The organism is Chondrinema litorale, from assembly GCF_026250525.1.
In the GTDB taxonomy this organism is placed as follows: Bacteria; Bacteroidota; Bacteroidia; order Cytophagales; family Flammeovirgaceae; genus Chondrinema; species Chondrinema litorale.
This window is the reverse complement of the sequence record NZ_CP111044.1, coordinates 610,412-634,395: the sequence shown is the minus strand read 5'-3', so window position 1 is coordinate 634,395 and position 23,984 is coordinate 610,412. Positions and strand designations below refer to the sequence as shown.

The 23,984-nt window shown below is 34.4% G+C and carries 16 protein-coding genes; 11 read left to right on the top strand and 5 right to left on the bottom strand.

Annotated elements, in window-relative coordinates; translation table 11 throughout:
• The first annotated feature begins 46 nt into the window (after nt 1-46).
• Nucleotides 47-847, top strand: coding sequence for an RNA ligase family protein (locus OQ292_RS22900; protein WP_284686275.1), 801 nt, complete (start codon nt 47-49; stop codon nt 845-847).
• Nucleotides 847-1,977, top strand: coding sequence for an AAA family ATPase (locus OQ292_RS22895; RefSeq protein WP_284686519.1), 1,131 nt, complete (start codon nt 847-849; stop codon nt 1,975-1,977). Before OQ292_RS22900 ends, OQ292_RS22895 begins: the two co-directional genes overlap by 1 nt.
• Before the next feature lie 27 nt (nt 1,978-2,004).
• Here the strand turns inward: OQ292_RS22895 and OQ292_RS22890 are convergent, their stop codons facing one another.
• The 5 genes from OQ292_RS22890 to OQ292_RS22870 all read right to left on the bottom strand — a co-directional run bounded on the left by OQ292_RS22890 (nt 2,005) and on the right by OQ292_RS22870 (nt 9,270).
• Complete coding sequence (locus OQ292_RS22890; protein WP_284686274.1) at nt 2,005-2,889, bottom strand: zinc-dependent peptidase; 885 nt, start codon at nt 2,887-2,889, stop codon at nt 2,005-2,007.
• A 47-nt stretch (nt 2,890-2,936) separates the two neighbouring features.
• On the bottom strand, nt 2,937-3,404 hold the full coding sequence (locus OQ292_RS22885) for a hypothetical protein (RefSeq protein WP_284686273.1): 468 nt from the start codon (nt 3,402-3,404) through the stop codon (nt 2,937-2,939).
• A 116-nt stretch (nt 3,405-3,520) separates the two neighbouring features.
• On the bottom strand, nt 3,521-4,909 hold the full coding sequence (locus OQ292_RS22880) for a WG repeat-containing protein (protein ID WP_431733782.1): 1,389 nt from the start codon (nt 4,907-4,909) through the stop codon (nt 3,521-3,523).
• 197 nt (nt 4,910-5,106) lie between these two features.
• Nucleotides 5,107-5,571 carry a hypothetical protein gene (locus OQ292_RS22875; RefSeq protein ID WP_284686272.1) on the bottom strand — a complete coding sequence of 155 codons (465 nt, stop codon included), beginning with the start codon at nt 5,569-5,571 and terminating at the stop codon, nt 5,107-5,109.
• A gap of 207 nt (nt 5,572-5,778) precedes the next feature.
• Nucleotides 5,779-9,270 (bottom strand): ThuA domain-containing protein, encoded by a 3,492-nt coding sequence (locus tag OQ292_RS22870; RefSeq protein ID WP_284686271.1) that lies wholly within the window; start codon nt 9,268-9,270, stop codon nt 5,779-5,781.
• A gap of 163 nt (nt 9,271-9,433) precedes the next feature.
• Here OQ292_RS22870 and OQ292_RS22865 point away from each other — a divergent pair, with 163 nt between their 5' ends.
• From OQ292_RS22865 to OQ292_RS22825, 9 genes are all read left to right on the top strand, one after another.
• Complete coding sequence (locus OQ292_RS22865; protein ID WP_284686270.1) at nt 9,434-10,159, top strand: NUDIX hydrolase; 726 nt, start codon at nt 9,434-9,436, stop codon at nt 10,157-10,159.
• Between the two features lie 84 nt (nt 10,160-10,243).
• The gene (locus tag OQ292_RS22860; RefSeq protein ID WP_284686269.1) at nt 10,244-10,720 is read left to right on the top strand and encodes a GNAT family N-acetyltransferase; all 477 of its coding nucleotides are present in this window, start codon (nt 10,244-10,246) and stop codon (nt 10,718-10,720) included.
• Between the two features lie 497 nt (nt 10,721-11,217).
• Entirely contained in the window at nt 11,218-11,799 is a 582-nt protein-coding gene (locus OQ292_RS22855) for an RNA polymerase sigma-70 factor (protein ID WP_284686268.1), read from the top strand.
• Nucleotides 11,800-11,893: 94 nt separating this feature from the next.
• Nucleotides 11,894-12,931, top strand: a complete 1,038-nt coding sequence (locus tag OQ292_RS22850; protein ID WP_284686267.1) for a FecR family protein — start codon at nt 11,894-11,896, stop codon at nt 12,929-12,931.
• A 177-nt stretch (nt 12,932-13,108) separates the two neighbouring features.
• On the top strand, nt 13,109-16,546 hold the full coding sequence (locus OQ292_RS22845) for a SusC/RagA family TonB-linked outer membrane protein (protein ID WP_284686266.1): 3,438 nt from the start codon (nt 13,109-13,111) through the stop codon (nt 16,544-16,546).
• A 12-nt stretch (nt 16,547-16,558) separates the two neighbouring features.
• Nucleotides 16,559-18,232 carry a SusD/RagB family nutrient-binding outer membrane lipoprotein gene (locus tag OQ292_RS22840; RefSeq protein ID WP_284686265.1) on the top strand — a complete coding sequence of 558 codons (1,674 nt, stop codon included), beginning with the start codon at nt 16,559-16,561 and terminating at the stop codon, nt 18,230-18,232.
• Nucleotides 18,233-18,493: 261 nt separating this feature from the next.
• Entirely contained in the window at nt 18,494-20,992 is a 2,499-nt protein-coding gene (locus OQ292_RS22835) for a proprotein convertase P-domain-containing protein (protein ID WP_284686264.1), read from the top strand.
• Between the two features lie 152 nt (nt 20,993-21,144).
• Nucleotides 21,145-22,665 (top strand): FAD-binding protein, encoded by a 1,521-nt coding sequence (locus tag OQ292_RS22830; RefSeq protein WP_284686263.1) that lies wholly within the window; start codon nt 21,145-21,147, stop codon nt 22,663-22,665.
• Between the two features lie 343 nt (nt 22,666-23,008).
• Nucleotides 23,009-23,842, top strand: a complete 834-nt coding sequence (locus tag OQ292_RS22825) for a hypothetical protein (RefSeq protein ID WP_284686262.1) — start codon at nt 23,009-23,011, stop codon at nt 23,840-23,842.
• The last annotated feature ends 142 nt before the right edge of the window (nt 23,843-23,984 follow it).

Here is a 23,984-nt window from a genome sequence, read left to right as displayed (position 1 = left end):
TTAAGTAATAAGTAGTTATCATTAGGCAAAAATTAACAAAACAAAAGTGAACGAATCGCGGAAATATTGCAGAAGCCTTCATGCTCAGATTAGTTTAGGAACAACATCAGACGATCGGTTTATGCCCGATGGTTATGTGAAAGCTTTTGCTCAAAAAAAGGAACTCGTACTTACAGAAAAGCTAGATGGGCAAAATAACTGCTTTAGTAAAAATGGTGTATTTGCTCGTTCCCATGCTACACCTACACAGCATCCGTGGGATAAGCCCATGCGGGAAAGATGGAATTTGATTAAGAATGACTTGAATAATTTGGAAATTTTTGGTGAAAATATGTATGGCGTTCATTCAATAGCTTATAAAAATTTGGAATCTTATTTTTATGTGTTTGCAGTAAGAGAAGGAGACCGGTGGCTCTCTTGGGAAGAGGTTAAATTTTATGCAGCAATGCTAGATTTCCCTACTGTTCCTGAAATATCTGTTGTAACAAATTTAGCAGAAGTTTACACTGATAATAAAGATGAAAATGTTGTACTTGCTAATTGGCTAAAACTAAATTTAGGCATGACTTGGGGAGAAAGTGTAAATACTTCTGGTTTACTAGGAGGTTATGATCCAGAAACAGGAAAAGACTGTTCAGAAGGATTTGTGATACGAGATAAAGAAGGATTTCTTACAAACAGTGGCACTTTACCTGTAGAATCTAATGAATTCGATAGTTTATTTAAGCTAGTAAGAAAGTCTCATGTAAAAACAGATGTGCACTGGTCTAAAACATGGAAGGCAGCCAGCTTAGTAAATTACGAAAAGTATAAATGGTTTGGGTATGAATTTACAGATAGAATATGATGTGGAAGTTTCCGATATATGAAGTTAACAAACCAGTAAATTGGAGTGCCTTAGAAGCTCAGTTTGATTGGTTTAGAGATATGAAAGATGTTCCCCAAGATGCCATTTGGCATGCTGAAGGTGATGTTTTTACCCATACCAAGATGGTAGTGGAGGCAATGCTCAGTTTACCAGAATTTCAAGAGTTAGACGAGCAAGAGAAACATATTTTGTTTGCTTCAGCCATGTTGCATGATGTAGAAAAACGCTCTACCACTACAACCGAAATAATTGATGGTAAACAAAGAACTGTTTCACCAAAACATGCCAAAAAGGGAGAGTATACAGCTAGAAAAATCTTGTATAAAGATATAATTACTCATTTTCATATAAGAGAGCAAATTACCAAGCTGGTAAGGTTGCATGGCTTACCACTATGGGCGATCGAGAAACATGATCCTACTAAAGAAGTAATAAGCGCCAGTTTGGTAGTAGATACCAAGCTATTATCCATTTTGGCCAAAGCAGATGTGTTGGGTAGAATTTGTACTGACCAAAAAGAAATCTTGCTCCGCATTGACTTATTTATAGAATTATGTAAAGAAAATAAATGCTTTGGTAAGCCTCGAAAGTTTGAATCGAACTATAGTAGATATTGGTATTTGAATAGGTCTAATACTTCACCAGATTATGTGCCTTTTGATGATTTAAAATTTGATGTATTTGTGATGAGTGCACTACCAGGAAGTGGGAAAGATACTTTTGTAAACCAAAATCTAAAAGGTTTACCTGTTTTATCTCTCGATGAAATAAGAAGAGAATATAACATTGACCCTACTGATAAAAAGAAAAATGGAGAGGTAATTCAAATTGGTAAAGAGAGGGCCAAAGAGTATATGCGAGCAAGAAAATCTTTTGTTTTTAATGCTACTAATCTCACCACAGATAGGAGAAGTAAGTGGATTTCTTTATTTGCAGAGTATGGCGGCAGAATAAAGGTTGTTTATATAGAAGTTCCTTATAAACAGTTGCTTGCTCAAAATCACAATAGAAAATATAAAGTGCCTGAAAAAGTGATTGAGAAAATGATAAACGGACTGGAAATTCCTACACCCCAAGAAGCACATGAATTACAGTTTGAGGTTAAGTGAAAGTACAATTAAGAATGAAGCTCTAGTTTAGTGTTTCTTTTTATAATGGACTTTGCCGCAGCAATCTTTAAACTTTTCACCACTGTTGCAGGGGCATGGGCTATTTCGGCTAATTGTTACTTTTTTGAGTTTTCTAGCTGTCATATCTTGCTTAAAAATTCGCTCAAGTAGTGCATATAACTCAGGGTGTTTTCTTTCAAGCAGCTTTGGTCGCTCGAAAAAATATTCGCTAATAACCGAGAAAAACTCTGCTCTATTGGTACCACCGTAAGGGTTAATATCAGATTTTCCATTATAGATTTCGTCAATACTTTTATTGATGAGGTCTAGCCAAGGGATTGTATATTGTTTTTCTAGTAGTAATGATGGAATTCCGTCAATTACTCCATCAGCTTTATCTATTAGGTGGACAAACTCATGAATTGCGGTATTTTTTTTATCCGTTTCGTTTTTAAAACCATGTTTCAAAGCTTGTTGAGATAATATCATTTTGCCTTCCATATAACCTGTGCCAACCATGCCTAAAATTAATCTTTCTTCACCACTGGTTTCAAATTGTTTATTAAACGAGGTAGGGTAGAGTAACACTTCTTTAAGGTTGCTGTATCTCCAATTGTCAAAAGCAAAAATGGGAATAATGGCACTAGAAGCTATCAGGAGTTTATCGGTCGTATCGACTGTAGTTTCGATACCTGTAATTCTACAGTTCAGTAAAAACTCTTGAATTTTGTATTCAAATTTCTTTTGCTCTTCATCAGAAAGGGAATTGTAAAAAGTAACTTCTTTGTGCAAAATAATTCTCCATTCATTAGGAAAAGGTTCTATTGGTGTATTCCAACTTGGCATAGTGTTTTTTCTGAACCAAACAAAGCTAAATATACCGATGATAATTATTGGTAGTAGATAAATCATGATTGTGTTAGTTTATTGACCTGCTTGTGTGATTTATAATGTAGATTTTATTCTTTTTTTCTCATCTCCCAGTATCCTGATGTATATTGGCGTTTACCTTCAATTTCGTATTTCATGCTCCAATCACCAAAGTATTTATTTTCTTGTGGGTAAAAGTGTCCATAATATTTTACTAATGGAGGGTTGTATGCGCTTTCTTCATAAGCAAAGCCATCTTCTTTTAACACATAGCAAGTATTATAAATCTTGTGGAATTCTATTTTTCTACCTTTAGTTATACCGTAACATAGTATTTTATCATCGACTTCACCGCCAATCATCTCTTCTATGAAATAACCATTGATGTCTCCGTTTTCTTCGGTTAAGGTTAGAGTAAAATCGAATTGTATTTTTTGAAGCAAATGATGTGCATACTGACTATACTTAAAAAAGCCTTCCCATTCACCATTTAAATCTATTTCTACATTTAATTTAACACCAAAAAAATAGTCGTTAATCCATTTGAAAAATTTCATGCTGATTGTTAATCTTTGTTTTCAAATATAGCTGTTGAGTTAATATACCGGCTGAACAATGTTTAAATTATATGAGGGATTAATGAAATGAGGGGTTTTGAGCAAAAATAAAATATTTAATCTGATAGATTCTCTTTAAGAATAGTACTTGAAAAACATCCTTCAAATTCATTAGAATAAATTTTCAGCTTATTATTTATGTGAAGTACAATTCTAAATTTACTATTTATATCTCCTTTTAAAATAGGTGTTGCAAATACTATATAATTTTTTGGTAGGAGTAAAAAATGACTTATGCTACTTATACATAATATTGAACTTTTATTTTCTAAGGTTACCCACTTCCCATCATTTACTTTTACTTGTTGGTATAGTTTTATATTTTCATCTTGAGTATGAATATTTAATGAATCTTTCGAACCATTAATTAAAAAAATCTTTAAACCAAAATATTTATTTTCGTAAGGAGTAAGCAACTCTGGAACTACTTTTAGTTGAATTATAGAAGATGAATCACTTTGTATTTTATGAGGATAATTATTTGATATCGATTGGTTTAGAAAAAGAAAACTTTCAGCATTTAAGGTATCAAGTTTCCAGTTTAAAGTATCAATAGGTTCATAGAGATAATTATCATTTTGGATCCAAATGAAATTGCCTAAGTTATTGATGTACCCTCTAACTTTATCTTTTTTAGCCCAACATAACCCATATTTAAAACCGTATTCATGATCTATATTATCAAATATTGGTGGAATCACAATTTCGCCTTTGGTATTAAAGAAGCCCCACTTGTTATTTTTTTTGAAAGCAGCATATCCACCATTAAATTTATCGGTAGAATTGTATTCCATTGGGACAATAATTTCTCCTTTAGTATCAACAAATCCAGAAGATAAACTTTCACCTGCATAAGTTATTTGTGCTAATCCTTCCGAAAAATCGAAGAGAACTCCATCAAGACTTGGTGTATCGACAACAATCTTCCCCTTTTTATTAATTAATACATTAAAGTTTTTTCTAACAATAGCAATATCTTCTGAAAAGGGACTATGGCCTATACCACTCAACTTGATGATTTCTTTACCAGTTTTATCAATATATTTAGTGCTATCTTTGTCCCAAATCTTAGCCAATCCATTTTTGAATGAATCTCCATATAGATAGTCTGTTTTTATTGTGATTTCACCTTTCAAATTATAGAAGACTATTTTATTATCTATTTTGCTTTTTGCTAATCCTTCACTAAAACTCCATGTATAGGTTTGGGGTTTAAATGCGATTTCACCAGATTTATTTATAAATATTTGTTCAGCTGAGATATTTATTAGATCAACTAAAGCTAATCCACAAGAGAAATCTTCCACTTCATAATATTGAGGTTCGATTTTTACATTACCTATAGAATCGATATAACCCCAAAATGAATCAATTCTTACAGCTGCAAATCCTTCTGAGAATCTATGAACATCATCAAATCTTGGCTGTATTACAAATTCACCAATCCGTACTTACCGAATTTTTTAGCGGGAAATAAATGCTGATTAGCAGATTGATTTTGATCGCAAGCTAACAAAATTAGTATAATTGAAAAGATTGATAAGTATCTCAATTTTAAAATTTTTTATCTTTAAAACGAGATAAATATCGTATCCATTTTGTTCGAATAGAAAAACAGCAAACATCATCTCTGCTATTTGCTTTAACGTTTAATTAGACCATGTCTTTCTAATTCCTTCTCAAACAAATAAGCCCTTTCTACATCTTCTAATGTTACATTATACCAGCTCTTTGAATTAAAATTGAAGGTAACCGAAAAATTTGTTGGATTTACATGTATGAAGGTTTTAAAGCCATAACATTCACACCAATTATTTAGCTCTAACCACATTTTTAGATTGTTTAACTCTATAGGTCTACACCAATTTATTGTAAGTCCATATTTGTCTTTTTCAAGAATAGGTTCTGCCTCATGAAGTAAATATTTAACTCCTAAGTCATCTAGTAACTTTAAAAGTTCATTGGTAGTAGTTCTGTTCACTTCTCCGTTTAGCTCAAATCCATCATTATAATGCCCACCTTTCGGATACTTTAATTTAAATATTTTACACTGTTTAATTTTCGATTGAAAAGCTTCACTGTTATACAATTTATCTTCAGATGACATAAAAAACGCTTTTTTTAAAGTATACTAATTGTTATTAAATTTTGATTATCTACTAATTCATGTATTTATAATCTGCAAATAACTTATTTCCCAAAATTATAAATAATGGTGTATTATCGAATGCTATTTTAATTGAGCAAATAAAAAAGCAAACACCATTGCTGGTGCTTGCTTATGTTAAAACTTATATTTAAATATTCCTTGTACTTACAGTTTATTTGTTTTTTGGTTGGATGCTTCAACGATCTCAGTTTTTCCATTAGCCATTTTAAATTCTATTCCCATTACAACCATTAATGAGTTGGCATTATCTGGTGTATCATTTACAAAAACTAGGTAAAGGTCTTTAAGTGAACCATCATAATCGTTTGGTAAATTTATAGGAGCATTAATAATATCTGGTGCAAATCCAGGTTTGTCTGAGGCTTCTAAGAATTTAGACTCACCAATTAATGTTCCATCAGGACTTCCAATACGTAACTCAACCTTACCACCCGCAGCATTTAATTGAGCTTTTGGTGCTGCCGCAGCCAATTGTACAGAAGCTAAGCCTGATAAATCAATTTGATTGATTGACATATAAGAGCCAGATTTTGAAGGGATAGCTATATTATTCCCACCGAAAGACATTTTGTTGATATCTACATATTCATCAAAAGTATGTACATCTATTCTAGACGATCTCAAAACAAATGTTTTTTCTGCCATTAACGGAGGCATGTTGTTAGCTCCTTGATCTTGGTAAGCGGCACGAACTATATAAATACCAATTCCTTTGTCTCCTTCAGGTACTTTCGCTACAAAACTACCTTTTGTTGGAAGTGCATTTTCATCTTTTTTCTGATTAGATATACTAAGAATATACTTAGCGATGTCAGATGCCTCTTCTGCAGAAAGTTGAGGATGTGCAGCCATAGCAGTTTCACCCCAAACACCTCCACCACCAGAAATAATTTTCTTACTTAAATACTCTACTGCATTGTTGTCTCCTTTGTATTTGAGTGCAACATCCAGATAAGATGGGCCAATAGACTTTTCTTTTTGCTTATGGCAAGCCACACAATCACTTCCGTCAATCAATTTCTTACCAGAAACAAATTGGGCAGACGCATCAGCAGAACGGTGGCCTTGAGCAATTTCAATTTGATCGAAACCTTCTGCCAAATAATCAATAGAAACAGAAACTTCTGCAGGATCAATTCCACTCTCCAAACTTCCATCTTCTTTATCATTTACTTGTATATCGTAAGCCACTGATGCATTAGGAACATAAAAAGATTTGTTGCTATTTGGCATATCTAGTGTTAAAACAGGAGGTTCGTTACCTGCAACTACTTCCATACTTTGAGAGTTTACTCCGCCTTTTCCATCGTCTACAGTAAGAGTAACATTATAAACACCAATGTCATTTAGGTTTAAGTTAGCATCTTGAGTATTAATAGTTTCTGAGAAATTGTTATCTGAGGTAACCTTCCAAGTATACTTTAATTCATCTGCATCTGCATCGGTTGTACCTGCTGCACTTAGTTTTAAGTCGAATGGAACTGAACCGCCCATTTGGCTAGCAATCATTTTGATTTGTGGTTTACGGTTTCCTCCGTTGTATTCAATTCTGATCAGTCGGGCATCATCGTTTTGTGTAAACCAACCAGAGCCATATTCGAGCATATAAAGGTCTCCATTTTCATGAAATTCCATGTCCATCGGATTACTAAAGCGATAGCTTGGCATAAAACGCTCCATAGAAGCTAAGTTACCTTCTTCATCCATCGTTACAGACATAATCCAACCACGCATCCATTCGTAAGCAAGCAATTTGCCATCGTAATAACTTGGGAAAGCCCTTTCGGCATTTTTAAAATCTCCTGAATAATAAACTGGACCAGCCATAGCATTTCTTCCACCTGCACCAACTAGTGGAAATATCTCAGACTCGGCATAAGGATACCAAATAAAAGCATTTTGGGCAGGTGGTAGTTTTTCTAAGCCAGTGTTATTAGGAGAAGTATTAATTGGAGCCTTCGGATCCCACTTTGGCAAAGAAATCTCATTTTCAAAATCGTATTTATGGTAAGCAATATTATTACCTACAAAATGAGGCCAACCAAAGTTTCCGGCTTTTTTTGCTTGTCCTACTTCATCGTGGCCAGCAGGACCGCGAGTAGAATCTGGTTTAGAAGCATCTGGTCCTACATCTCCCCAATATAAATAACCAGTGTGTTGGTCAATAGAAATTCTAAAAGGATTTCTGTGTCCCATTGTATAAATCTCTGGACGAGTTTTATCTGTTCCTTCTGAGAAAAGATTACCTGCTGGTATTTTGTAAGTACCATCTGCTTGTGGCGTAATTCTTAAAATTTTACCTCTTAAATCGTTTGTGTTAGCAGATGATTTTTGCGCATCCCAAGCACTTCTGCCATCACGTTCATCACTTGGGCTATAACCACTAGAGCCATGTGGATTGGTATTGTCACCAGTTGATAAATAAAGATTTCCTTCACTATCCCAAGCAATTGAACCACCTGTGTGGCAGCATTCTTCTCTTTGTGTAGGAACTTCTAACATTACTTTTTTAGTATCAAGTAGTAACTCATCACCATCCAATTCGAAGCGGGCTAATACATTCATAGGCTCTTCTACTGGAGAATAATAAAGATAAATCCAGTGGTTTTCGGCAAAATTAGGGTCTTTATTTAAGCCTAAAAGGCCATCCTCTGCAGTAGATTCTTTTCCCTCTTTGCTTACATATTTTAAGCTTACAGGAATCTTGGCAATAGTTTTAAGTTCTTTAGTAAGAATGTTATAAAGTAGCACTTCTCCTTTACGCTGAATAAAAAGTATTCTTCTATCATCAAGTATAGTAAGCTCCATTGGTTCATCCAACTTTTCTTTGAGCACTACTTTTGTAAAGCGGTTTTCTTCTGGTTTTGCTTTGCTAAAATCTAAAGGTTTTGGAGTATCTCCACCTGATGTATAATTGATTCCAGCCCAAAGATGATCCAAAAATAATTTCTCTGAAAATGTTTCATCTGTATGTCCCATTCCTGTATAAAAAGCACGTCCACCATCAAATTCCTGATACCAGCTCATTGGGTGGAAACCGGGATTGTTGCCGCCAATGTAGCTTTCATTATCCAGCTCGACTACTACATTTATTTTAGGAGAGATGTTTTTATAGCTATAAAATTCATCAGTACGCTCAAACTCTTTAGGCATTCCTTCTGTAGCCCAATTAGTCTCAGTTACCATAAATTTACCTTTCTGCACATTACTTGGGTCACTCGGATGGTCTAGAAAATATGCTCCTGCTAGTGCACCATACCAAGGCCAATCGTACTCAGTATCTGTAGCTGAGTGGATACCCACATAGCCACCTCCAGCTTGTATATATCGCTCAAACGAGGTTTGTTGTTCATCGTTGAGTATATCGCCTGTGGTGTTCAAAAAGACAATCGTATTGTATTTCTTTAGGTTATTTTCATTAAACTGTGTGGCATCTTCAGTAAAGCTCACATCAAAGCCTTTTTCTTGAGCCATTTTTGTAAGTGCTGTTTTACCAGCTTCAATTGATTCATGTCTAAAACCTTCCGTTTTGCTAAAAACCAAGATGTTTTTGTGTTGTTGCTGCTTAGTACACGAAAAGCATAATAGGAAAAATCCTAAAAGTAAATAGGGAGTGCGAAGTGAAATCATTTTCATATATAGAGTTAGTGAATTATAACAAATGTATACAATATTTTTTATTGTCTAAAAAATAGACAATAAATTTTTCCTATCTTTGGCTGAGTGGTAATTCCAAAATTCAGAAAGAGAATATCTAAATCATGGAAACATGCTTAGTTTCCATTTAGCATGATAGTGTATGAGAGCAATTAGCCAACAGAATTTTATCCAACAACTTTCTATAGATTGTGTGATTTTTGGTTATAAAGAGGGCAACCTTCAGGTTTTAATTCCAAAGTTGAACTTGATAGGAGGTTTTTGGGCTTTGCCAAGTGGTTTTATTTTTCAGCACGAAAGTATAGATCAGGCGGCACAACGTATTCTCGAAGAAAGAACAGGAATAAAAGAAGTTTTTTTGGATCAGTTTAGGGTTTTTGGTGAAGCTCAAAGAACAAATAGTACATTTTTTAAGAAGATGCTTGACCTCAATCAAGAAAAACTCGGAGAAGTATTTTTTGAAAAAGAAGATTACGATTGGATTACGAAAAGATTTGTGTCTATTGGTTATTATGCTTTGGTTGATATTAATAAAGTTAATCCAAGAACTACAGAATTAGATCATTCTATAAATTGGTATGATATTAAGGAATTACCTGAAATGATTTTAGATCATAACCAACAAGTACAGCAGGCTTTGGAGATGTTGCGTATCAATTTCGATTATAAACTTATTTGGTTTAACCTGTTGCCCGAAAAGTTTACCATGAAAGAGCTGCAAAAACTGTATGAAGTAGTTTTTGATAAACCTTTTAGGCGAAATAATTTTCAGAAAAAAATGCTGGATTTAGATGTGCTCGAAAGACTAGAAAAAAAGTTTACCGGAGCTGCTAACAAAGCACCTTTTCTTTACAGATTCAAAAAATAGCCATTTTTCCATTATAAGTTGCCCAATATTGAACTGAGCAGATTTGCTTCTTGTTCCATTACTTGTCAAATTAAAGAGAGCTAGATGGAAGAAATTAAATTTGTTCACCTTGAAGAAATACCAGAAGAACAAATAATAAAACTGATGAACAACGAAATGGTAGGCAAACAACTACCATTATTAGCTGCTGGATTTACGCAAGCACACTGTGAGGCATTCCTAAAATCTAAAAAGCAATTATGGGAAGAATATGGTTACGGACCTTGGGCATTTCTAATTAATGGAGATTTTGCAGGTTGGGGAGGTTTACAACCAGAAAATGGTGAAGCAGATTTTGCTTTGGTGCTCCATCCGACATATTGGGGTTGGGGTAGAAAGATTTTTAACAAAGTAAAATCATGGGCATTTACCGAGTTGGCAATAGATTCTATTACTGTATTATTCCCACCAAGTAGGCTAAATTCTAAAGCAATTTATCGATTAGGATTTAAAGAAGATGGGGAGTTAACTATTGAAAATGAAGTATTTATGAGGTTTAGACTTCTAAATACTGGGAAATAATAAATTATTGAGGTTAACAACATACAGTCAAATTTTTGACTATGGCTTCTTATTGTTTTACAGTCGATTCTAGAATTACTATCAGAATTAATAATTTCCTATTTCGATTCTGAATATAATTTCTACATCAATAATTCTAATTTTCAACTTATCGATTTAATTTAAAACTTTTTAAAAAGAGAAGTTAGATAAGAATAATACAATTAATTGCTATTAGTTGCCTCTTTTTGAGAATATCTAGTAATCATTAAAAATAAGTATTTTAATGGTATTTTGATTTGTTGATACTTCTTCAATATGGCATTTATTACTTAGAATAGTACAATTATATATAACCAATTTACCTCAAAAAAAGTAATTATTCTAATTGCTTTATTAATTAGTTATAATGTACTTTATCTGGCCAATAGACAAATTGTGGTATGTAAATTATCCAATTTTACTCATTTTTTTATATATTCGATTAAATATGAAAATGTATTAGACGAATAACTTTTATGGGTAATGCTGATATACTGAAAAAGAAGGTTTCAGAGGAAAACAACCCTGAAGCATTCAAAGAGTTGTATGATTATTATTTCAATCCTTTATTTAATATTGGCTATTCAATATTACAGAATAGGGAAATAGCAAAAGAGTTAGTTTCTGATGTTTTTATTTCGCTATGGAACTCTCGCCAAAACTTGTCTAACATAGAAAATCTGGATAATTATCTGTTTGTAGCGATTAGAAATCAGTGTTTGCGCTACTTAAAAAGGAATAAAATGGAGAAGTACACAGATTCAATCCACGAAAACTACTATACAAAAAAGAATATCGATTTTAATTCGCCAGATAAAGTTGTTGAGTTTGAAGAGCTAAAATTAAGATACGATAAAGTAATTACAACTTTGCCAACAAAGTGTAAAAAGGTTTTTGAATTGGTAAAAGACGAAGGCAAAAAATATAAAGAAGTGGCCGATATCATGACGATTTCCATAAAAACAGTGGAAAATCATATGCTAAAAGCCATGAAATTGTTGAGAGAGGAGTTTAAAAAAGACCACAAAAGCGTAGAAAAAGACAAGGTGATTCTGTAAGTTTTTAAATATTTTAAAATTTTTTTCAGATAAGAGTAGGGGTTTTTGTGAGAATATGGCACATGAAAGTAAAAGCTAACAAATGCATAATTTCATGAATCATATTTTGGAGATCATTTCGAGAGATATAATAGGTGAATCTACAGATGAAGAAAAACTAATATTAAAGAAATGGTTAGAAGCTAGCGAAGAGAATAAAACATTTTATAAGTCTTACCTGTATTTCGTGAAAGGAGAAAATAAGGCTAGTGAGCAGGATAAAGATGATGTTTGGAAAAATGTATTTTCGCAAATAGATAAAGAAACAAAGTCTAATACTACCCATAAAGTTATTCAATATAACAAAGCATCAAACAAACAAAATTGGTTAAAGTATGCAGCTTCACTGGCAATATTCACTTTGGTGGGGAGCTTAATTTATTTACTAATTGGTAATAGTTTAATGCAAGATAAAGCTGATTTGATATTAGCTCAGCAAAATCCAATCTGGGAAGAGAAAACAATTCCTGCGGGGAAAAAAATATCATTTATTTTACCAGATGGTAGTGCTATAAAATTAAATGGCCCAAGTTCACTTCGATTTCAGCAAAATTTTATTGGTACGAATATAAGAGAGGTTCATCTTGAAGGTGAAGCCTTTTTTGATGTTTCTAAAAATCCCAACAAACCATTTGTAATTCACACCCAATATTCGGAGGTAAAAGTATTAGGCACTTCATTTAATGTGAATGCATTTCCAGAAAATAATGCGGTAAAGGTTTCTGTAGAAACGGGAAAGGTAATGGTTAAGAAAAAAGAAAATGCAATTACAAGTGATTCTATCACTTTGGTTCGCGGAGAAATTGCCTTATTGAAACCTGAAGAAAAACTGGTTCAAAAAGGAGCTTTTAACCCCGATTTACCTTCTTGGAAAGATGGCGTGCTTGTTTTTGAAGATGCCTCCTTCTCACAGATTATCAAGAGTTTAGAGCGCTGGTATGGAGTGGGATTTATCTTGGAAAAAGAAGTAAATGTGAAAGGGGGATATAACTCAACATTTAAAAATCAAAACTTAGTAAATGTATTGGAGAGCATAAAGTACTCGCTAGGCTTTGAATATAAATATGTAGATGGCAAAGTAATTATTAATTAAAATATAAAAATAACATGAACTCAAGCTAAAAAGAAACCCGCTATCTCAGTTGAACAGAAATAGCGGGGATACATGAAGGCAGGTTCCCAATAGTGAAAATTTTGGTCGAGGATCACTAAAGGGTGCCCCATCAATTTTGACTAAACATCTAATTATTCATCAAAATCTATTAAAAATATGAAATGGAAATTAATACATCAAATTATACGTATGACTAACTATATGTTTTTTGGCTTAGTTCTACAAATTTGCCTTTCAGGATTGTTGTTAGCCAATGATTCTTACGGGCAAAAAAGTATAGACAAAGTTTTGGTGAATCTCGAAGTTCGTAATGCCAAAATCAATGAAATATTTGCATCTATCGAAGACCAAACCAATTTTCAGTTTGGTTACGCAAAGAGAGATATTGAGAAAGTAAAGAAGAAATTTACCATAAAAAATGATCGAGAATCTTTGGGAAACGTTCTTCGCTATCTTTCTAAAGAATCTAACCTCAAGTTTAAGCGGATTGATAATGTAATTAATGTTTCACTAAATGAAACCCAACCACCCGATGGTGGATCGAAAGATAACCCATTACAAAAGTTGGTAGAAGGAACTGTGCTTTCTGCCGAAGATGAAGAGCCTTTACCGGGTGTGAGTATTTTGATTGTAGGTACTTCAAAAGGTGCTGTAACTGACTATGAAGGTAAGTTTAAGATAGAGGTGAATGATGGAGATGTACTAAGGTTTAGCTCGATCGGATTTGTGGAAAAACAAGTGGAAGTAGGTAATCAATCTATTATTAATGTAACCATGGATTTAGATTACACATCGCTTGATGAAATTGTAGTTACTGCACTGGGAGTTGAAAGTCAAAAACGTTCTTTGGGTTATGCAACCAGCAATTTGGCTGGCGATGATTTGAATAGAGCTAAAGAAGACAATGTTGTAAATACACTTTCTGGAAAAGTAGCTGGTGTGTTGGTTACTCCGGCTTCGTCTGGTATGGGAGGTAGCTCAAGGGTTATTATGAGAGGTAACTCTTCACTTACAGGTAATAACCAACCATTGTTTGTGGTAGATGGTGTGCCAATTAATAATAATGGATTTGGTGGTTCTTCTGGTGGTGGTACAGGTGTTTCTTATTCTAGAAGCGATTATGGTACTGGTATTTCAGATATTAACCCGAATGATATTGAATCTATCTCGGTGCTTAAAGGGCCAAATGCGGCAGCACTATATGGCAATAGAGCGGCCAATGGTGCGATTATAATCACCACAAAAAAAGGAAGTAAAAAAGGAATTGGTGTGAGCTATTCTGGTAGTATTATTTTTTCGAAAGTGAATGAAAATACATTGCCGCAATTCCAAAATGAATATGGCCAAGGTGATGGTGGAACATTTGCAAATGATGCTTCGAGAAGTTGGGGGCCTAAGTTTGATAACAGCGAGTTTACTTATCCGACAGGTCTTGCAGGTGTTTACTCTCCACATCCAGACAACATCATAGACTTTTTCGATACAGGAGTAGAAGCGGTTAACAGTATCAATATTGAGGGTGGAAATGAGGTGAGTAACCTAAGATTTTCATATACCAACTTTTCTGGTAAAGGTATTCTACCCAATTCAGAATTAACCAAAAACACCTTCAATTTAAGAGGTTTAACTCAGCTTTCAGATAAGATGACTTTTGATTCAAAAGTTACTTACTTTACACAGAAAGCTCAAAGTAGAGCGGTAATGGGTTGGTCTAACAACAGTGCAACCACTCACCTGTATAGAAGAGTTCGAAATGCTGATAATGAAGATTTTAAAAATAATTATGTTGATGAAATTGGCAGGTCAATTCATCCTTATGATGTAAATATTCCGGTTGAAAACGCTTACTATAATCAGTACGAAAAAATTAATGATGATTTTAGAAATAGAATCACTGGCTTTGCCAAATTAACTTATGATTTTAATGACTTCTTAACAGCATTCGTTCGAATTGGATCAGATCAACTTTCTCATAAAATAGAACAGATCACTCCAAAAGGTGGAAGTATTTCTAATGATGGTTCTAGATCAGATAGTTATTACGACCAAACAGAAGTAAATGCAGATTTCTTATTGATGTTTAACAAACACATTGGTACTGATTTTAACCTCAGTTTAAATGCTGGTGGTAATTACAGGTTTAATAAGAATGAAACATCTACCAAGTCTGGTGAAAATTTTATCATTCCAAACTCTGAGCTGTATACCAATTTAGCCGACTTAAGAGCAGGCTCAGAAACATTTTTTAGATCATCCATTTATTCACTTTATTTCTCAGGTACAATCGATTACAAAGAAATGCTGTATTTGAGTTTTACAGGCAGAAACGATTGGGACTCTAGAATGTGGACAGCTTCTGGCTCAGCAAGTGACTGGTCTTTCTTTTACCCATCTGTTAGCTTGTCGCTACTCGGAAATGAAATATTCAATATCAATAGTAATTTGTTATCATTCTCTAAATTCCGTGTAGCTTGGGCAGAAGTTGGTTCTGGTGGTACTAAAAATGATGAAATCTATTATTCCATGAGCGATCTAACTGGTTACAATGGTTTAACTACAGTTACACAATCTAATATTTTTGACGATCCAACATTAAAACCAGAAACTACTCGCTCAACAGAACTAGGTTTAGAACTGAAGTTTTTAAAGAGCAGATTGTATACAGACATCACCTATTATAAGTCTAATACATTCGATCAGATCATCAATGCTCCGGTCGATCCATCAACAGGTTTCGAATACATGAGAACCAATGTTGGTGAGATTTCTAATGAAGGCATAGAAATACTTTTGGGCGGTACAATTGTAGAGACAGAAAACTTCTATTGGGATGTTACACTTAACTATGCGCACAATACCAGTGTGTTAGAATCTTTCATAGAAGGTTCAGAGTCATTCCTGTTCACTTATAGAGATAATTATTCCGTAAAAACTAAAGTTGGTGGCAATTACGGAGACATTTGGGGAAATGATTTCCAATATCAAGATGGTAAAATGGTAGTGGATGAAGAAGGTTTACCAATCGCCACCACCGAAGAACAACTTTTAGGAAATTACCTTCCAAATTTTACAGGTGGATTCCAGAATACAGTTGGTTATAAGAATCTGACACTTAGTTTCTTAATTGATGCTCAAATGGGTGGTGAAGCACTATCTTGGACAAATAGAGAACTTGGTGAACGCGGAAGTATTGAAGCTACTTTAGAAGGTCGTGACGGTATGGTGTTAGATGCTGTAGTGAACACTGGTACTGAAGAAGAACCAATTTACGTACAAAATACCACCGAAATTACTGCACAACAGTATTGGGCTCGTCTTCCGGGTATTCCGGGTGCTTATGTGCAAGATTTGTCAAATATCAGATTAAGAGAAGTTTCTTTAACTTATGATTTTCCAGGTACTCTAATTGGTAATTCGCCAATTCAAAAAGCCTCTATAACATTGATCGGCAGAAATTTATTCTTCTTGCACAAAGAAGCTGATGGCGTTGATCCTGAATCTTCAGTTTCAGTATCTAACTATGGCCAAGGAATTTTCTATTACAACCAACCATCTAGCAGAAGATTTGGAATGAGTCTGAATATCACATTTTAAAAATTATTGAAAATGAAAGCTATAAATAAACTATATATAACCATCTTGCTCACTTGCTCAATATTGATTGGGTGTACAGATCAGTTTGAAGAATTTAAAGGGGATAATGATAGCTTAACAAGTGATGATGTTAGTGCCCGTTTTTTCTTCCCGAATGTTCAAACCAAAATGTGGATGCCACCGAGCTGGTCCTATTTATTTACAAGAATAATGATCGGTTCAACTTATGGTGGTTATGCTTCTTTTGGTTATAAAAACTCTTGGGAGCAACCAGATGTGGTTTTTAATACCACTAGAAGTTGGGGAGCGAGTGCAGATGCATGGAACCACTGGTCTGGTTACTTTTTAGATATCGATGGATTCCTAAGATTAGTAGAGCCGGGTGGCCTATTAGAAAACCATTTGATGGAAGCAGTTGGCAATATTATGAAAGCCAACTATTATTTTATGTATTCTGAGCAGTTTGGAGAAATACCATATTCAGAAGTAGGAGAGGGAATACTGGAGCCTAAGTTTGATGAGCAAATTACCATTTACGAAGGGGTTATAAATGATTTGAATGATGCAATGGCGGTAATAGGTGATGAAACTGTAACAGGTTTAGGAGCGAGTGATTTGGCCGAATATGATATTCTTTTTAATGGCGATCTTCAAAAGTGGAAAGCTTTTGCCAATGGCATAAAACTGAGAATTGCCTTAAGAGCAAATGGCGCACCCGGAGAAGGTTTTGCCGATACTGCAATTGCCGAAGCTTTGGCTAATCCTTTGCCAACAGAGGATGTAAAGATAGTGAAAGACCTTGAAGTAAGTTGGAGTGTAGCTGCCAGAGATGGAGATTTTACTAGATTTGCTGGCTCTTGGAAAATGTTATCGTCTAAGTTGATAAATACATTGCAAGACAATGATGACCCTCGATTACCTGCTTTTGCAGATCCTATTGATGGAGGTGAACTGGTTTTTGGTGGTTATGATGAAACAGCAAACAAAGAAAAAATTGATTACCTCTTGGAAAACACTTTAGATAGATCTAATGTACCATATTCCACCTCAATGAATGGTGGCGATTTAGTAGTAACTATTGAAGAGGGTCCTGATTATTATGTAGGCCAACCAATGCGTTTTGTTGATGGTATGAAAACATTCTTGCATACAGAAATGTTCTCCAGACCAAACAGACTTACAGAAGGTGTTTTAGACTTGGGAGATGAAATAGATCAGTATATCATGCCAATGTCTGAAATCTATTTGATGCAAGCTGAAGCAGCAGTTTTGGGTTTTGGAGGAGATGCAAATGCGCTGTATCAACAAGCAATTCAGGCATCTTTCGATCAATGGGTAGTGGAAGATAACGGTTATCTTGATTCTCCAATTGCTACTTTAAGTGGTACAACTGAAGAGCAATTGCAACAAATTGGTTTACAAGCTTGGTTAGCTTTGTATTTTGTAGATTATCAGGGCTGGGCAGTGGCTCGCGATTTCCATTTGGATTACATCACAGATAATACTCCCGATTTGCCAACTATTTATAGCAATAGCATACCATTAGGCAGAAGTTATCCAAACAGGGTGAAGTATGCACAACCAGCTTATGATCTTAATGGTACAAATGTAACAGAAGCGATTTCTAGACAAGGAGAAGACAACCCTGCGACAGAACTATGGTTTACTATGGGAAGTAAATTTTAGTTTAAGCAATATTAAATTTAAAGTCTTTTGATCCATTGCATTGGCAATGGATCTTTTTTTTGAAATTTTTTTTCAACCTCAAAACTTCTCAGTATACACAAAATCACTGTAATTAATTGGAATTTTAACCATCCTATCAAAATGTCGTTAAGTATATAGCGCTAGTTAGCGCATTTTTTGAATAGACAAAATGGGTTACAAAAGAAGATAAAATTAATTAAAAGTAGCCTGCAGGTATTTTTTTAACTGAACAAAGTAATTATGAACTCATTCCCTGAAACTTATACTTATAGATGTGGCAAAAAAGTGAAGTTGGAAAAGAATCCCTATCAATTTGTAGTTAGGGCTTTACCTCAAAGAATACAAACCTTTGGCTCAACGGAATTAGAACAAGTCTCTTCTGCTTCAACGCGAGTAACAACAAATAATAGCAATTTAGAAGCTTTAATGAGTGTTTCGCGTGGAATTGCTCCAACTCACCATGCTTATCAGTATAAGGAAACTGGCAAAGAGTTTTTAATTACAGATAGAGTTTTTGTAAGGTTTAAAAAAGAACTTCCCCTTAAAGAATTAAATGAGTTTATTGCCAAATATGCTTTGGTATTAAAGTCTGAGTTTTCTGCTAAGTCGTACTTATTTCAGTTAACCAATTATACTGGAATGAACCCGGTAAAATTGGTAGTTAAACTGATGGAAGAAGATGAAACTGTTGAATCAGCAGGGCATGATCTTAACCAGAGAATTCAAAAGTATCAAGATATTGTTCCTACAGATCCAAATTATATTCAGCAATGGCATTTGCATGAGAGACTGAACGATCCAGAGTTTGATCCTAGATCTTCTACCGATTGTGAAGGTGCTTGGGAGTTGTTGGGCAATTATGGAAGTTTTGATGTAACTGTGGGTGTAACCGACGATGGTTGTTTGCTAACTCATCAAGATTTTGATTCATCTGGTAAGTTTGCCAGTTGGGGATATTTTCAAGGTGAAAGATTGATCTCAAGTGTTGACTTTGATGCTTCACCTAGTAATATGTATGAAACTGGTTCTAACCATGGTACTTCATGTGCCGGTGTAATTGCAGGAGAGGCCGATGCGGTAAAAACTGTAGGAGCTGCACCAGCTTGTAGGTTATTGCCCGTAAAGTGGGAGTCTGATGGACCAAGTCTATTTATCAGTGATTCTAAATTGATAACTGCTTTAAATTACATGTCAGACAAAGTAGATGTAATTTCTAACTCATGGGGAATATCACCAGTGGGTATTTGGGAGAACGAAGTTTTGAATACCATTACTACGCTCGCGGAAACGGGTGGAAGAAGAGGAAAAGGAATCGTGTTTCTATGGGCTTCTGGTAACGAAAATTGTCCAATCGACTATTCATCAAATATAGAAATTCCATATACTTCTGGTGTGCAACAATTGTCAGATGGCTCATTGGTTTGGGTTGGAGTAGAAACCTCACAAGAGTTTATACATAATTTGGTTGGTTTGCCGGGTGTAATGCATATTGCTGCACTAGCCAGTAACGCACAGCGCAGCCATTATTCTAACTATGGTCCCGGCATAACTTTATGTGCACCTTCGAGTAATGTGCATACCTATTACCGAATGGAAGTGGAAGGTTTGGGCATCACCACCACCACTGGACAAAACGAAGGAGTAACCAATTTTTTTGGCGGTACGTCGAGTGCAACGCCTTTAGTGGCTGGTATTGCTGCTTTGGTTATTTCTGCAAATCAGGAGTTGAGTGCGAAAGAAGTTATATCAATTTTGAATCAAACCGCTTCTAAAGATTTGAACTTAGAAGCATACCCTAAAACATTGCCAACAGATTTTGATTCCGATACTTCTTGGGATGTTTCACCAGTTGCTCCATTCGACAATGGCAGTTTTGATGATGTTGATTTACCTGATGGAACTTGGAGTCCATGGTTTGGCCATGGTAAAGTAAATGCATTGGAAGCAGTAAGAGAAGCGCTTGCTAGAATCAGCGGTAACAATACGCAAACAACATTTGCAGAGACATCAGAACCAGCTTTGAGTATTCCAGATAATAATAGTGAGGGTATTTTTGATATAATAACTTGTGCTACAGAGGGAGAGTTAGCTTCTTTATCAGTAAGTGTAGACATCACCCATACTTACATTGGTGATTTGATTTTGACTTTAACCGCTCCATCTGGCAAAGAAGTAATTTTGCAAAGCAGAAATGGTGGATCAACCAATAATCTGCAAAAAACATTTAACTTCTCCAACACATCTACTTTGTTAGCTTTGGTAGGTGAATCTATGGTTGGCGAATGGAAATTAACTGTTAAAGATGCTGCTAATGTTGATACAGGCTCATTAAACTCGTGGAGTTTAGAAATAAATGCAAACAATGCAGAACTAATCACCGTAGAAGAAAATGAAGGAATTACCATTCCAGATAATAATCAATCAGGCATAGAAAGAGTATTAACCGTTACAGAATCTGGCATCTTAAAAAATCTAGAAATTTCTGTAGATATTACCCATACTTATATTGGTGATTTAACGCTAGAACTAATTTCGCCAAGTAACAATTCTTATCTATTACATAATCGCATTGGAGGAAGCTCAGATAACATTATTAAATCATATTCCTTAGCCAATACACCGATTCTCACAGAACTAAAAGGCCAGTCAATAAAAGGAGACTGGAAACTAAAAATTACCGATAAAGCAAATGCAGATATTGGTAAACTCAATTTTTGGAAATTGAAAATAGAGGTGTAAAAGAGCTTTTTTAAGCATCTCTGTTTTCGTGTTTAGACCATACTTATTTTACTGTAAGTCAACCAGTTATTTTAATAACACTTGTATTGCTATGTTTGAAAATTATTGGCATAGCGATACTGATTTTTTAATTCTTTAAAATTTATCATAACATGGTTAAGGTTAAAAAAAATAGGTTTTGGCAAAACACTATTAAGAAGTATCGTAAAATAATTCCACACTATACGATACCTGAAACTATAAATGATATTGCCGCTGTAATTTTGCAAGCAGAGAAAGAAAACAGAAGAGTTAAAGCAGTAGGATCGGGGCATTCATTTTCTGATGTTGCTATGCCCGATCATTATTTGGTTGATTTAAAAAAGTTAGATCGAGTTTTAGATTTACCCAATTTCATCAAAGAGGAGAAAAGAGATAAAACTTTGGTGCATGTAGAAGCAGGTATCACTATCCAAAAGTTTAACTGCGAAATGGATGATCGCGATTTGTGCATCACCAACATGGGTGGCATCGATGAACAAACTTTGGCAGGTGCTATTTCTACGGGTACGCATGGTACAGGTATCGATTTGCCATCACTTCCCGGTTTGGTACAGTCGATGGTGTTGGTGACTAAAAATGGCAAGAAGATCAGAATTGAACCTACAAATGGCATCTCCGATCCAGAGAAGCATAATGAAATAGCAATAGAATTAAGGCAAGATGATGATCTGTTTTACAGTGCATTGGTAAATCTCGGCTGCTTTGGAGTAATATATTCTTACATATTGAAGATAGAAGAAATGTATTATTTAAAAGAGACGAAAGAATGCTATAAGTGGAAAGACATAAAGCCTAAACTAGAAGATAGAAGTATCTTTTTTGAGGACGATGGAAAAACACCAATTCGAGGTGTAATGGTGCAAATTAACCCTTACAAAACTGATAAAGACGATCATACAGTAATTGTGGTTAAGCACAGACTTTTAAAAAGTAAGCCTAGAAGAAACATTAATGATCGAAAGAGAAATTGGCTAAGTAGTATTTTCGGAAACTTCCCATTAGTGCCGTTTTCTTTCTTAGTAATTAGCAAAAAGATAGTTCGAAAACCATCTAAATTACCCCGTTTGCTAGACAGTTCTTTAAAATCTTTGAGAGATAAAAGCTTTGAAAACAAAGGTTACAAAGTGCTTTACCAAGGAGTTGAATACTTAAAAGTAAGGGCTTACGATAGTGAGTTTGCCTTCGATTTAGCTTTTGGGAAAAACAATTTTATAGCTGCTATCGAAAGAATGTTTGAATTGGTGGAGTACAACCAAGCCAGAGGTTTTTACCAAAGTTCACCAATGGGAATAAGGTTTGTAAATCGATCAAAAGCATATCTTTCGCCAGAGTTTGGCAAGCAAGTCGCTTATATCGATGTGCCTTTTGTTTGCGGAACTCCCGGTTCAGATGATTTCTTATACGATTACCAAAAGATTATGCTTGATAAAGGAGGTATACCACATTGGGGCAAAATCAATTCGATTCTCAATGGCAAACCAGAAGTAATTAAAGAATACTATCCTGAGTTGCCCAAATGGGAAAAAGTATTTAAAGAGTTTAATGAGAATAAAACCTTTAGCAATCAATTTTCAGACAGACTAAAACTTGGATTTATCTGTGTAGAAGAAATGAGTGATTTGGAGGTTTAGAACCTTAATTGTAAAAGATATTATCTGTTAATCAGTCGCTTAACATTTCAAATTTATTAGGAAGGTGCTAGCTCAACTGTTCAAATTGAGCAATAGAAATCCATTGTGCTTTTAAAAAAAGTACAGAAAATTTTATTGAATCGATCAGTTTGGAGTTTATAACGAGTTTGTATTCTCAAATTAACCAATTATTTGATCTCGTTCAAGAATAAATGAACATATCAATAAAAAATCAAGGTTTCTGGGTATTTAAAATTGAGCTATTTATCCCAAATTGAACTGATTGTATTGGTGGACTAACAAAATATCTTTGATTAACACATTTAACTAAATTAACTAGACTATGACGCTGCCGGCAATCTCTGTTATCAATTTCACTACTCATATATTAGATCAGGAAGTTTTAGAAGTAATTAATGCCATAAACAAACAAATAAAAGAACATTTTATGCCTATATGGGGAAGTGGTAAAATTTTAAAATTCCATCCTACATCGTACTATCCAACTGATAGTAAGGCTTTAGTATACGATCCTGTGAGAACAGAAAATGTGGTGTATTTGGTTGAAGAGAGTACATTGTCAAGTGTTTTGGGTTATCATTCATTAAATGCGAGTGAACTACCTTTTGGGTTCGTATTTACAGAAAATGAGGACTGGTCTGTCAACTTATCAAATGAAGTTTTAGAATTAATAATAGATCCCTTAGCCAATATTTTTTTACCTGGACCAGATCCGTTTAATCATTTAAAAACAGTATTTCATGCTTATCGATCTTGCTGTGCGGTAGATCAAACTAATTACACAATTGAAGGTGTATCAGTTTCGAACTTTGTGACGCCAGCCTACTTCTCAATAGGAGATGGACCTGGCATTAGAACCGATTTTCTCGGTATTGGTGTGTCTAGTTTTGGAGCTGCAGAAGATAGTAAAATCTCTTTTTTTGATTTACAAACTCATAAGTGGGATACATATTTGGGTGATCAGATTAGTACAATACCTGTAATGGGCAAAAGAGAAAACGAATTTAAGCGATTGCAACAAACTCAAATTAGTAATGAGAGATTAAGTGCAATTTTGTTAAAAGCTTCTTCAAGTTATAAAAACCTTCAAATGGTTTATGCTATAACACGAGAAGAGAGATATAAAAAAATGATTAATAAAATATTACAAATTTGAATTTTAGCAATAGATAGTTGTAACACTCATACTAAGTTAGTAACTTAACAATAATTGAGTAATTCCATTTATCTAATTTGTAAGTAAAACTCATTTTTTCAACTGTTTGCTTCTTTAGCTCAACTTTAAAAAGAAGTTGTTT